This is a genomic window from Caballeronia sp. LjRoot34 (assembly GCF_964253815.1).
GTDB lineage: Bacteria > Pseudomonadota > Gammaproteobacteria > Burkholderiales > Burkholderiaceae > Caballeronia.
On the sequence record NZ_CAXUSB020000001.1, the window covers coordinates 722,568 to 735,505 of the forward strand.

The following is a 12,938-nucleotide window of genomic DNA, read 5'->3' on the forward strand; positions in this document are numbered from 1 at the left end:
ATGCTAAAACACTCCTTGATAGCGGCAGCGGTCGCGCTTTTTGCGGCTGGCTGCACGATGGCGCCGAAGTACGAGCGCCCGGCGGCGCCCGTCGACCAGACGTTCCCGACGGGCGGCATCTATGACAGGCAGCCGGACGCGGCTTCGCCAGGCGGCGCGGCGCAGGTAAAGCCGGCGGTGGACATCGGCTGGCGCGATTTCTTCGTCGACGCGCGCTTGCAGCAGATCGTTGCAATCGCGCTGAAGAACAACCGCGATCTGCGCGTGTCCATGCTCAACGTGGCCGCGGCGCGCTCGCAGTATCAGATCACGCGTTCCGAGTTGCTGCCCACGCTTGACGCAGTCGGGTCGCAGACCAAGACGCGAACACCGAGGGATCTGTCGTTGTTTAATCAGACGCTCTCTACCGACTATTCGGTCGGGGTGAACGCGTCCTGGGAAATCGACTTCTTCGGGCGGATTCAGAGCTTGAAGGATCAGGCGCTCGAGCAGTATTTCGCGCTCGCGGAAACACGCAAGGCGGCGGAAATCTCGCTGGTGTCGCAAGTCGCCGACCAGTACCTGACCATGCTTTCGGACGACGACCAGCTCACCGTCACGCGCAATACGCTGAAGACGGCGCAGGAGTCGTATCGGATCACGAAGCTGCAATTCGATAACGGCGTGGGCACCGAGCTCGACGTGACTCAGTCCGAGGGCATCCTGCAGCAGGCTGCCGCCAACCTGCAGTCGCAATTGCGTCTGCGGGCGCAGGCCGAGAATGCGCTGGTGCTGCTGATCGGTGAGCCGTTGCCGGCAGATTTGCCGCCGGGCCTGCCGCTCGACAGCCAGAATCTGCTCGCCGATATCCCCGCCGGGCTGCCTTCGGACCTGCTTGTGCGGCGCCCGGATATTGCGTCGGCGGAGCATTCGCTGCTCGCGGCGAACGCGAACATCGGTGCGGCGCGTGCGGCGTTTTTCCCGAAGATTTCACTGACGGGTAACTTCGGGACGCTGGCGCCTTCGCTTGGCACGTTGTTCAAGCCGGGTTCGGCGGCGTGGTCGTTCGCACCGCAAATCTCGATTCCGATTTTCGAGGGCGGCGCTAACCTGGCCAACCTGGATCTGGCTCAGATCCAGAAGCGCATCGAGATCGCGAATTACGAGAAGGCGATCCAGACGGCGTTCCGCGAAGTAGCGGACGGCCTGGCCGCGCGCGGCACGTACGACGAGCAGATCAAGGCGCTGGAGTTGTATGTGAAGTCGCAGGCTCGCGGGCTGGAGCTGTCGGATATGCGGTATCGCAACGGCGTGGACAACTATCTGAGCGTGCTGACGGCCCAGACGAACCTGTACACCGCGCAGCAGTTGCTGATTACGGCGCGGCTGAACCGGGTGACGAATCTCGTCGATTTGTATCGTGAGCTGGGCGGCGGCTGGGTCGAGCATGCGGGCGATCAGCCACGTCCTTCGGATGCAATGCCGAATTACCGTGATATCGGCACGCCGACGGCAGCTGTTGCGCCTGCGGCTTCCGGTACGACGGTCAGCTCGGCTTCGGCTTCGGCGGGTTCTGCGAAGCTGGTACCGGTACAACATCTGGTGCCGGCGGCGAAGCCGCAGGTTGATGCCGAGGGGAAAACAGTGGGATCGGCAGGGTAAATTTGTAGGTGGTTCAGATGTTGAAAAACCGCAGCCTTTTGGGGCTGCGGTTTTTTTATTGGTCTCTCAGGTTTGCACTGACATCGATTCGCGCAAGGAATTTTATGAATGGTCTTGATGCGTTTCCTCAGTGCTTCACCTTCGCCGTCCCATCGAAATCCCTTCCGGCATGACGGATCGCGCAGGTCGCGTCGCGTTCCTTCTTCACCCCGTTAAACACAATATTCAGCAGCACCGCCGACACCGACGCCAGCAAGATTCCGCTATGAAGAATGGGTTCCAGCGCGTGCGGTAACTGCGAGAAGAACTTCGGCGCGACCACCGGCACGAGTCCCAGGCCAATACTCACCGCGACGATAAACAAGTTGTGGTGGTTCTTGACGAAGTCGACCTTCGACAGCACCTTGATCCCGTTCGCCGCGACCATGCCGAACATGACGATGCCCGCGCCGCCGAGCACGAACGGCGGTACCGATGCCACCACCTGCGCCATCTTCGGAAACAGCCCGAGCGCCACGAGGATCACGCCGCCGGTCGCACAGACGAAGCGGCTCTTCACACCCGTGACGCCGATCAGCCCGACGTTCTGCGAGAACGACGTATGCGGAAACGAGTTGAAGATCCCGCCAATCAGCGTGCCCAATCCATCCACTCTCAGTCCGCGCACCAGCGCATCCTGATCGACGGGACGCTCGACCATGTCACCGACGGCCAGGAACATGCCCGTCGATTCGATGAAGGTCACGAACATGACGATGACCATCGTTGCAATGGAAAGCGGGTCGAAGTGCGGCAAGCCGAAGTGAAACGGCAACACGATGCCGACCCACGGCGCGTTCGTCACGCCGTTGAGATCGACGCGCCCAAGCGACATGGCAATCCCGAACCCCGCCACGATCCCGAGCAACACCGAAATATTCGCGACAAACCCGCGTGCAAATTTGTTGATCATCAGGATCAAGGTGAGCACGACAAGCGCCAGCAGCAGATAAACCGGATTGCCGTACTCCGGGTTCCCGACACCGCCGGCCGCCCAGTTGATACCCACGCCCATCAGCGACAAACCGATCACCGCGATCACCGTGCCGACCACCACGGGCGGGAAAAAGCGCAGCAGCTTGCCGATCATCGGCGCGAGAAAAATCCCCACCACGCCCGCTGCGATCGTCGCGCCGAATATGTCGAGAATGCCGAGCCCCGGATTCGTGCCGATAGCGACCATCGGGCCGACGGCGGCAAACGTGCAGCCCATGATGACCGGCAAGCGGATGCCGAAGATCCACAGGCCCAACGTCTGGATAAGAGTCGCGACGCCGCACGAGAACAGATCGGCGCTGATGAGGAACGCGATCTGGTCTTTCGGCAGCTTGAGCGCCGCGCCGAGAATCAGCGGGACCGCGACGGCGCCTGCGTACATCACGAGTACATGCTGAATGCCTAGCGTAAGCAGCTGGGCGGCGGGTAACCGTTCGTCGCACGGGTGAACCGGGATTGATGCCATGTCGTTTCTGTCTCCAATGTCGACCGGAGTTGGCGCTTTAGCGCCTTACTTCGGTCCCATGCAAGTTGTTTGCGTTGATCCGAGCGTGTCCCTCGAATTAGTGATTCAAGGTAAGCGGCGCAAAAAATGAGAACAAGTCGACGTTGGCGTATGGCCCCCTTAGCCGCGCTGATATGCCGCGAGTGCCTTAATATCGCGTCTGGCGCAGTGAAGCCACGGCTGGCGGGCGAAGGACGATTTGCGTCGCACTTGGCAAGGCGTCCAGATACGAGGCGTGGTTATGATGGTTATCCGCCGCACCGCATAGTCTGTTTTCCAGAGGCGCGGCGTGGGCAGCGGGTAAACCCGTCGCAACCCGTTTTTCAGCTTATTTTTCTACGAATCTCCATGCGATTTCTTGGCATCGATCTGGGCACGGCATCGCTGAAACTCGCTATCGTCGATGAAAACGGTCACGAACGTGCCTTCGCGAGCGCCGCATACACAGTCACGACGCCGTTTCCCGGCTGGGCCGAAACGCCCGTCGAATCCTGGTGGAATGCACTACGCGATGCAGCCGCACGCCTGCCCGCCCATGAGCGCGAGCAGGTGAATGCAATCGGTTTCTCCGGGCAGATGCATGGCGTCGTAGTCACCGACGAGAACAACCACGCGCTGCGTCCCGCTATGTTATGGCCCGATACCCGCGCGCTCGATTTGCTCGACGCGTGGGGCCCGCCGCAACCGAATCCCGTCGCGCCCGGCATGGCGGGGCCGCTGCTGCGCTGGCTCGCGGTGAACGAGCCCGCAGTGATGAGCAAGACACGCTGGGCCTTGCAGCCGAAAGACTGGCTGCGCACGGCGTTGGGCGGCGAAGTCTGCACTGATCCGTCGGACGCGTGCGCCACCGCGCTCGCCGCACCTTCGGGCGTGTGGGACGACGCGCTTATCGCGGAAATCGGGCTGCGGCGCGAGTGGTTCGCGCCGCTCGCGCCATCGTATGCAGCGGCCGGCACGTTGAACGCGGAGGGCGCGAAACTGCTCGGGCTGCGCGCCGGAATAGTGCTGGCCGTGGGCGCGGGTGACACTGCTTGCGCCGCGCTCGGCAGTGGTCTTTTTGCCGATGGCGACGCGTTGCTGACCACCGGCAGCGGCGGGCAGGTCGTGGTGATGTCGACGGATGCGCCGGCCTCTGTCATCGGCCTGCACGCGTATCGCGCGGCGACTGACCAGTGGTATCGGATGGCGGCGATGCAGAACGTGGGCGTGGCGCTCGAAGCGGTGCGCGGCTGGCTCGGCTACCAGGACTGGCCAAGCGCTTATGAAGACGCGTTCAGTGCGCTGGCATCCACGCGCGTGACGTTCTTGCCGTACGTGAGCGGCGAACGTTCGCCGTGGATGAATCCATCGGCGAGGGGCGGGTGGCTCGGCTTGGGTCTTGGCGACACACGCGGCACGATGATGCGCGCGGCTTTCGAAGGCGTAGCGTTTGCCTTGCGTGCCGGCCTCGATGCCATTCGTCTGAACGCGGGACCCTCGGCCGCGGTACGAACCCTGCGGCTTGCCGGCGGCGGCTCGATCGATCCGCGCTGGCGTCAGCTTCTTGCCGACGCGCTGGACGCCGACCTGCAAGCCGTCGATTGCCCGAACGCGGCGACGCGCGGCGCGGCGATCCTTGGCGGCATCGCGCTCGGGTCCTGGCACGCGGCGGATCTGGCGGCGCTGGCGCCGTCGGCGACGCTGGTTGCATCGCCGGGTGGTGCAGATAGCGACGGGGCTTTGGCGCTCCGTCATACACGTTTCATCGATTTATACCAGCGTAACGCGAGCTGGTTTTAGCGCACGTTTCGACCTCCGCTTACACTAACGCTCGCCCAAGCGAATCCAAAGACAGCACGAACAGCCTCATACGAATATGTCCGATACAACCACGTCCCCGGCTACACATCCCGACCATCCCGACTTTCGCTCGCGTGAGTTCCTGCTCGATCACGCACTGCGGACCATGACGTTTTATCACCCGCACTGCATGGACCCGGCGGGCGGTTTCTATCATTTCTACAAGGATGACGGCACGATTTATGACCGCAAGTCGCGGCATCTGGTGTCGAGCACGCGCTTCGTTTTCAACTATGCAATGGCGTACAAGCACTTTGGCCTCGATGAGTATCGCGGCGGCGTGCGTCATGGCATTGAATACTTGCGTGAGTTTCATCGTAACCCGCAGACCGGTGGTTATGCGTGGACGCTCAGCGGCCGCGATGTCACCGATGCCACCAATCATTGCTACGGCCTCGCGTTCGTCGTGCTGGCGTATGCGAAGGCGCTGGAAGCAGGGTTTGAAGAAGCGCGCGGGTACCTGGAAGAAACCTGGGACCTGATGGAAACGCACTTCTGGGACGCGGCTCACGGCCTGTACAAAGACGAAGCGAGCGCGGACTGGGTGGTGTCGGACTATCGCGGACAAAACGCCAACATGCATGCCTGCGAAGCGATGCTCGCTGCGTTCGAGGCGTCGCAGGATGTGCGTTACCTGGACCGTGCCGCGCTGCTTGCGGACAACATGGTGAATCGTCAGGCTGAGCTTGCCGGCGGCCTGGTCTGGGAGCACTACAAGCCGGACTGGTCGGTCGACTGGGAATACAACAAGGGCGACAAGACCAACATCTTCCGGCCGTGGGGATTCCAGCCGGGCCATCAGACCGAATGGGCGAAGCTGCTGCTGATTCTCGACCGGCATCGTCCGGACCCGTGGCACGTCACGCGCGCACGAGAACTGTTTGATCGTGCGCTGGAATTTTCCTGGGACCACGAACACGGCGGGATGGTTTACGGTTTCGATATCAAGGGCGAGTTCTACGACGAAGACAAGTATTTCTGGGTCCAGGCAGAGTCATTGGCCGCCGCCGCGTTGCTCGCCGCGCAAGCCGGTGATTCGGCTACGGCAGCGCGTTACTGGACCGATTACGACCGTTTGTGGACCTACAGCTGGGACCATTTCGTCGATCACAAATGGGGTGCGTGGTACCGGATACTCGCGCGCGACAACACGAAATACAGCAACGAAAAAAGTCCGGCCGGCAAGGTCGACTATCACACCATGGGTGCATGCTACGAAGTACTAAATGTTGTGTCATGACATGGTACGACGCACTGCCTGCCCACTCTGAATCAACGATCAACGAAAGGAGCCAGACATGAAGACCAAAGCCGCCATTGCATGGGAAGCCGGAAAGCCGCTCACCATCGAGGAAGTCGATCTCGAAGGGCCGCGCGCCGGTGAAGTGCTGATTGAACTGAAAGCGACCGGCATTTGCCATACCGACTACTACACGCTCTCGGGCGCCGATCCGGAAGGCATCTTCCCGGCAATTCTCGGGCATGAAGGCGCGGGTATCGTGGTCGATGTCGGCCCGGGCGTGGGCACGTTGAGGAAGGGCGATCACGTCATTCCGCTCTATACGCCCGAGTGCCGGCAGTGCAAGTTCTGTCTGTCGCGCAAGACTAATTTGTGCCAGGCCATTCGTTCCACGCAAGGCCGCGGCTTGATGCCGGATGCCACGTCGCGCTTTTCCATCGGCGGGAAGCCGCTGTTCCATTACATGGGCACATCGACGTTTTCGAACTACATCGTCGTGCCGGAAATCGCAGTGGCGAAGGTGCGTGAAGATGCGCCTTTCGACAAGATCTGCTACATCGGTTGCGGTGTGACGACGGGTGTGGGCGCGGTCGTGTATTCGGCGAAAGTCGAAGCCGGCGCGAACGTGGTGGTGTTTGGGCTGGGCGGTATCGGCTTGAATGTGATCCAGGGCGCGAAGATGGTCGGGGCGGACAAGATCATCGGCGTTGACCTGAACCCGCGCCGTGTGGAACTCGCGAAGAAGTTCGGCATGACGCACTTCATCAACCCGAACGAAGTGCCGAATGTCGTCGATCACATCGTGCAGTTGACCGATGGCGGCGCGGACTATTCGTTCGAATGTATCGGCAACACGAAGGTGATGCGTCAGGCGCTGGAATGCACGCACAAGGGCTGGGGCCAGTCGTTCATCATCGGCGTGGCGGCGGCGGGCGAGGAGATCAGCACCCGGCCGTTCCAGCTGGTCACGGGCCGTGAGTGGAAGGGCTCGGCGTTCGGCGGCGCACGCGGGCGTACCGACGTGCCGAAGATCGTGGACTGGTACATGGAAGGCAAGATCAATATCGATGACCTGATCACGCACACACTGCCGCTCGAGCGCATCAATGAAGGTTTCGACCTGATGAAGAAGGGCGAATCGATCCGTTCGGTGGTGTTGTATTAAGCGAAGAGCGAGCCGGGGCGGCGCGCCAAAAACGGTGCGCTGTCCCGGCGAAAAAAAGAAGGGGTGAAGCAATGCTGGAACTTGTGGAAGAACATCGGTGCTACGGCGGCGTGCAGCGAACCTATAAACACGACTCGCAATCGATCGGCTTGCCGATGCGGTTCTCGGTGTTTTTGCCAGCCGAGGCATCGACCGGCAAAGTGCCCGCGTTGTTCTATCTCGCTGGCCTCACTTGCACGGAAGAGACCTTTCCGATCAAGGCCGGCGCGCAGCGTTATGCCTCTGAGCATGGCATCGCGTTGATCGCGCCGGATACGAGCCCGCGCGGTGCGGGCGTACCGAACGAAAGCGCTGCGTGGGACTTCGGCGTAGGTGCGGGATTTTACGTCGATGCAACGCAGGAACCGTGGGCGCGCAATTATCGGATGTACTCGTATGTGACGCAGGATCTGCGCGCGGCGGTGCTTGCTGAATTGCCGGTGCGTGAGGATCGGCTGGGTATTTTCGGGCACTCGATGGGCGGTCACGGCGCGCTGGTTCTCGCGTTGAAGAACCCGGACATTTATAAGTCGGTGTCCGCGTTCGCGCCGATTGCTGCGCCTTCGCAATGTCCTTGGGGCGTGAAGGCGTTTTCCGGCTATCTCGGCGAGGATCGGGAAACGTGGAAGCAGTATGACGCGAGCGAACTGGTGAAGAACGCGACGTCGAAATTTGCAGCAGGGATCCTGATCGACCAGGGTCTCGCCGATAACTTCCTCGCAGCGCAGTTACATCCGGAGTTATTCGAAGCGGCGGCGCAGGCGGCAGGGCAGACGGTGACCGTGCGCCGGCATGATGGCTATGACCACGGGTATTACTTCATTTCGACGTTTATCGGCGAGCATATTGCGTTTCATGCACGCACGCTGTGTGCTTGAGAGTGGCGACGCTTTAACGTGTCCAGTCCTCGAGTTTCAGGTTGGGCACTTGATTGAAAACCCGGTCGTTTGTTACCAGTACGGCGTCCACGCACCGGGCATGCGCCCCGATCATCAGGTCCATTGGGGCTAGCGTCTGTCCCTGGTGCTCTAGTTCGGCGCGAAGGCTGCCATACTCTTCCGCCACGAGACTGTCCCAAGGTAAGACGTCTGCGCGGAGCAAGAACTCGTGAACGATACGACGCAGCTGCGTCGAGTCGGGTCGCTTCGCCAATCCGAAGAGGAGCTCCCCTTCGGTGATGGCCGAAACACAGATACTCGACATGGGTATGGCCTCAAGCCGCGGCATCACGGCTGCATGTTTCTTGATCAAGTGGCTCACCATGTTTGTGTCGAGCATGTATCGCTTCACTCGGTCCATCCTTCAAATGGGTCACCGCGGTGGGTTCCCTGATTGCGCTCATCAGCGTCGAGGAAATCTTCCGGAACGTCCGGACTTACGAGTGCCGCAACGAAACCATCCCAGTTTTCTGGTTTACGCGACAAAATGACGTCGCCGGTATCGGGGTCTCGTCGAACGAAAACTTCGTCGCCGTCGAATCGATATGCGGCAGGCAAACGGACTGCCTGGCTGCGCCCGTTGATAAAAAGTTTCGCTACTTGCCTCATCGCGCCCCCTTTCCAGATTTGGTAGATACCACAGTATAGTCCAAATTGATGGGGTGCGACGACTACCTTCGTCCCAACAAACTCAACCCATACACCCCTGCCGCGAGGATCGTGATCCAGAAGCTTGTCGGCCAGTCGGTGTAATACGCCAGCGTCAATCCCAACCACGCCTGCACCAGCGCGAAAACCGCCGCGAGCAGTACGCCGGTCGACAGCCGCGTCGCCAGGTTTTGCGCCGCCGCGGCCGGTCCCACCATCAGCGCGAAGACGAGCAAAACGCCCACTATCTGCGTCGATGCCGCCACCGCGAGCGCCGTGATCGCGAGGAACAGGATGGACACGAGGCGCAGCGATACCCCTTTGGCTTCGGCCAATTCGGGTTGGAGCGAAGCGAACAACAACGGCCGCATGATGATCGCGAGCGCGCCGAGACTGACCACCGCGAGCCCGGCCAGCACCACGAGCGTGTCATGGTTCACGCCGAGCACGTTGCCGAACAGCAGCGCCGTTGCCTGACTCGCATACGCGGTGAAGAAGTGCAGGAACAGCAAGCCGAAGCCGAGCGACAACGTGAGGATCACGCCGATAGCGACATCGCGTCCGGTCAGCTTTTCGCCGAGCGCGCCCATGCCGATACCCGCCGCGAGCGTGAAGCCGATCATGCCCCAGAGCGGCGACATGCCGACCAGCACGGCGCCGGTCGCGCCGGTGAAACCCACGTGCGATAACGCGTGACCCGCAAAGGTCTGGCCGCGCAGCACGAGGAAGTAGCCGACCACGCCCGCGAGCACCGCGACAATCCCCGACGCCGCGAAGGCGTTTTGCATGAACTCGTATTCAAACATCGTGGGAATGCGTTCCGGTGTGGTGGTGAGCGTGACTGTGATCGTGGTCGTGGTCGTGGGAATGTCCGTTCGGACCGTCCTCGTGCGCGTGGTCGAGCTTGTCGACTTCCACGTCGCCGGCCATCACGAAGATGCGGCCGTTCACGCGCATCACGTCAATCGGCGATCCATATAGCTGCGATAAAACCGGCTTCGTGATGACTTCATCGATCGTACCGAGCGCCGCGCGCCCATTGCCGAGATACAGCACCCGGTCGATGGAGTTCAGCAGCGGGTTGAGCTCGTGCGCCGAGAACAGCACGGTAATGCCGAGTTCACGCTGCACGCTCCGCACGAGATCGACCACGCCGGTTTGATGCCGCGGATCGAGGCTGATCAGGGGTTCATCGAGAAGCAGGAGTTTGGGGTCGCCGAGCAGGCATTGTGCGAGCAGCAAACGCTGCCGTTCGCCGCCCGACAACTCGGACAATGGCCGCGCGGCGAGCGAGCGTCCACCGACCAGATCGAGTACGCGATCGACATCGGCACGCGCTGCGGCGCTCGCGCGCGGCAGGCCCCAGCGATGACCATCGGCGGCCATGGCGACGAAGTCGCGGCCGCGCAGATGCCGGCCGGCAAGACCGCTGCGCGTTTGCGGCATGTAGCCAACGGACGGATTACCCCGCACGACCGCCGCGCCATTCACGCGTATCGTTCCCTTCGATAACGGCAGCAACCCCAGCATTGCGCGCATCAGCGTGGTCTTGCCGGCGCCGTTCGGACCCAGCACGCCGATAAACTCGCCCGCCGCCACGCTGAAACTGGCGTCCTTCAGGATCGACCGTCCGCCAAGCTCAAGCGCGACGTGCTCGACTTCCAGCGCACCGGCTTTACCCCGTGTGGAACCCGTCATTGCAACGCGCCTGCAAGCGCGAACGTCCTATTGCCACATCCCGTCATTGTGTCTTTCCCTGCAGCGCAACCGACAACGCGTCGAGCTGCGACGTCATCCATGTCTGGAAGGTCTTGCCGGCGGGCAGCGTCTCGGTGACGCTGATGCTCGGCACGTGTGAATCGTGGGCCACTTTCAACATGCGCTTCGTGAGTGCTTCCGTCGCCTGACTGTTATAGATCAGCACGTGCACGCGACGCTCGCGCAGATCTTTTTCGAACGCGGCGATATCCGTTGCGCTCGGTTCCGTGTCGTTCATCGCGGCCAACTGGAAGCGGTTATTGCGCATGTCGAGGCCGATCGCGTCCGACATATAACCGAACACCGGTTCCGTCGCTGTCACGGGTACGCCCTTGTACTGGCTTTTGAGCGCGGCAACCTTGTCGTCGATGGGTTTCACCGATGCCAGGAACGTCGCCAGACGCGCGTCGTAGTCAGCCTTGTGCGCCGGGTCCGCCTGGACCAGATAGTCGCTCACCGCTTTCGCCACCGTCGGCATGGTCGCCGGGTCGTACCAGAGATGCGGATTATCGCCGGATTTCCTGCCCATCAGTTGCGCCGCGACGATAGTCGTGCGCCCCTTGCCCTTCGATGCCGACAGCAGCTTGTCCATCCACGGATCGTAGTCGGCGCCGTTATACACGACAAGCGCCGCATTCTGCAACGCGCGCGCGGTCTTCGGGCTGGCTTCGAACAGATGCGGATCTTCGTCGGGGTTGCTCAGGATGCTCGTCACCTGGACATGATTGCCGCCGAGCTGGCGCACGACATCGCCGTAGAAATTCTCGGCCGCGACCACCGGCACCACGCCTGTGGACGCCGTTTGCGCCGTGGCTGGGCCGCACAAGCTGGCAGATAAAAGGGCGGCGCAGCTCAGGATGACGGCGGCAAGTTTGCTCATGGTGTTTCCTGGAATAAGGGTGGATAGAGGCTGACGGTGTGCGTAGCGTCCGCGTTCTGCATGCCCACTGTGCAGGCGTGACTGCCGGCGTGACCCTCTCGGCTAAGTCCGTTCGAATCGGTCGTGATGATATAACGTATCACTGTATTTTGCATCCACTGACGTATTACGAAAGCCTATCCGGGCCTTGTTCCAGACACTCGCCCATAACCCGCAAACCCGCGCCGGTTGGGGTTTTCCCGCAGTTTTGAGGTGCTTTGCGCGCCGCAGCATCGAAACATGGCGGCGTGCCTTGACACCGCCTCACACCTCACCGATCATTCGACCAAACAGAGAGCAATTGATCGCGCATAGAGCGTTCGCTCACTATCGCGTGTTTCAAGTGTGCAATTTCAAGTAGCCGAATCAGAGACGAACCAACCGGAGACAGCCGTGAGACTGCAGGACAAGGTAGCAATCGTGACGGGTGCGGCAAGCGGGATTGGCGAAGCGGTCACGAAGCGATTTCTGGACGAAGGCGCGAAGGTCGTCGTCGTCGATCTGAAGGACGAAACCGAGTTGGCGCAGCGTTTTGCGGACCACGCTGACCGCGTACTGGCCATCAAGGCCGATGTCACGAAGCGCGAGGACCTGGAGCGCATTGTCGCGACCTCCGTCGATAAATTCGGCGGTATCGACATCCTGTTCAACAACGCGGCGCTCTTCGACATGCGCCCGATCCTCGACGAATCCTGGGACATCTTCGACCGCCTCTTCTCGGTCAACGTGAAGGGCATGTTCTTCCTGATGCAACTCGTCGCGCAACGCATGGTGGAGCAGGGCCGTGGCGGCAAGATCGTGAACATGTCGTCGCAGGCCGGGCGTCGCGGCGAGGCGCTAGTTTCCCACTATTGCGCAACCAAAGCCGCCGTGATCAGCTACACGCAATCGGCCGCACTCGGGCTCGCCCAGCATGGGATCAACGTGAACAGCATCGCACCAGGCGTTGTCGATACCCCGATGTGGGAGACGGTCGACGCGCTCTTCGCGAAGTACGAAAACCGCCCGCTGGGTGAGAAAAAACGGCTGGTTGGCGAGGCCGTGCCGCTCGGCCGCATGGGCCTGCCGAACGATTTGACGGGCGCGGCGCTGTTCCTCGTATCGGCGGATTCGGACTACATCACGGCACAAACGCTGAACGTTGACGGCGGCAACTGGATGAGTTGACGGCGCGCGTTGCATGCGCGCATCAGGACGCCGTCGCAGGGAAG

Annotated in this window: 12 protein-coding genes; 6 read left to right on the forward strand and 6 right to left on the reverse strand. The window is 61.4% G+C overall.

Features of this window, described 5'->3' with window-relative positions:
• Nucleotides 1-1,641, forward strand: coding sequence for an efflux transporter outer membrane subunit (locus tag ACSQ36_RS03120; RefSeq protein ID WP_436180868.1), 1,641 nt, complete (start codon nt 1-3; stop codon nt 1,639-1,641).
• 127 nt (nt 1,642-1,768) lie between these two features.
• Here ACSQ36_RS03120 and ACSQ36_RS03125 read toward each other — a convergent pair whose 3' ends face one another.
• A complete protein-coding gene (locus tag ACSQ36_RS03125; protein ID WP_213768668.1) occupies nt 1,769-3,142 on the reverse strand; it encodes a nucleobase:cation symporter-2 family protein in 1,374 nt (457 codons plus the stop codon).
• Nucleotides 3,143-3,529: 387 nt separating this feature from the next.
• Between ACSQ36_RS03125 and ACSQ36_RS03130 the strand changes: the two genes are divergently transcribed.
• The 4 genes from ACSQ36_RS03130 to fghA all read left to right on the forward strand — a co-directional run bounded on the left by ACSQ36_RS03130 (nt 3,530) and on the right by fghA (nt 8,342).
• Complete coding sequence (locus ACSQ36_RS03130) at nt 3,530-4,960, forward strand: xylulokinase (RefSeq protein WP_436180869.1); 1,431 nt, start codon at nt 3,530-3,532, stop codon at nt 4,958-4,960.
• A 76-nt stretch (nt 4,961-5,036) separates the two neighbouring features.
• Entirely contained in the window at nt 5,037-6,260 is a 1,224-nt protein-coding gene (locus tag ACSQ36_RS03135; protein ID WP_436180870.1) for an AGE family epimerase/isomerase, read from the forward strand.
• A gap of 58 nt (nt 6,261-6,318) precedes the next feature.
• Nucleotides 6,319-7,425 carry an S-(hydroxymethyl)glutathione dehydrogenase/class III alcohol dehydrogenase gene (locus ACSQ36_RS03140; RefSeq protein ID WP_436180871.1) on the forward strand — a complete coding sequence of 369 codons (1,107 nt, stop codon included), beginning with the start codon at nt 6,319-6,321 and terminating at the stop codon, nt 7,423-7,425.
• 71 nt (nt 7,426-7,496) lie between these two features.
• Complete coding sequence (gene fghA, locus ACSQ36_RS03145) at nt 7,497-8,342, forward strand: S-formylglutathione hydrolase (RefSeq protein ID WP_436180872.1); 846 nt, start codon at nt 7,497-7,499, stop codon at nt 8,340-8,342.
• Nucleotides 8,343-8,355: 13 nt separating this feature from the next.
• Here the strand turns inward: fghA and ACSQ36_RS03150 are convergent, their stop codons facing one another.
• The 5 genes from ACSQ36_RS03150 to ACSQ36_RS03170 form a co-directional block, all read right to left on the reverse strand.
• The gene (locus ACSQ36_RS03150) at nt 8,356-8,742 is read right to left on the reverse strand and encodes a type II toxin-antitoxin system VapC family toxin (protein WP_436180873.1); all 387 of its coding nucleotides are present in this window, start codon (nt 8,740-8,742) and stop codon (nt 8,356-8,358) included.
• Between the two features lie 8 nt (nt 8,743-8,750).
• Entirely contained in the window at nt 8,751-9,011 is a 261-nt protein-coding gene (locus ACSQ36_RS03155; protein WP_436180874.1) for an antitoxin, read from the reverse strand.
• 62 nt (nt 9,012-9,073) lie between these two features.
• Nucleotides 9,074-9,856, reverse strand: coding sequence for a metal ABC transporter permease (locus tag ACSQ36_RS03160; RefSeq protein ID WP_436180875.1), 783 nt, complete (start codon nt 9,854-9,856; stop codon nt 9,074-9,076).
• On the reverse strand, nt 9,849-10,748 hold the full coding sequence (locus ACSQ36_RS03165; protein WP_436180876.1) for an ABC transporter ATP-binding protein: 900 nt from the start codon (nt 10,746-10,748) through the stop codon (nt 9,849-9,851). The genes ACSQ36_RS03160 and ACSQ36_RS03165 overlap by 8 nt, the downstream gene beginning before the upstream one ends.
• Nucleotides 10,749-10,791: 43 nt before the next feature.
• Nucleotides 10,792-11,688 (reverse strand): metal ABC transporter solute-binding protein, encoded by an 897-nt coding sequence (locus tag ACSQ36_RS03170; RefSeq protein WP_436180877.1) that lies wholly within the window; start codon nt 11,686-11,688, stop codon nt 10,792-10,794.
• A 432-nt stretch (nt 11,689-12,120) separates the two neighbouring features.
• On the opposite strand from ACSQ36_RS03170, the gene ACSQ36_RS03175 reads away from it, so the two are divergent.
• Nucleotides 12,121-12,894: an L-iditol 2-dehydrogenase gene (locus ACSQ36_RS03175; RefSeq protein WP_213768677.1), complete on the forward strand. Its 774-nt coding sequence runs from the start codon at nt 12,121-12,123 to the stop codon at nt 12,892-12,894.
• Nucleotides 12,895-12,938 lie beyond the last annotated feature (44 nt).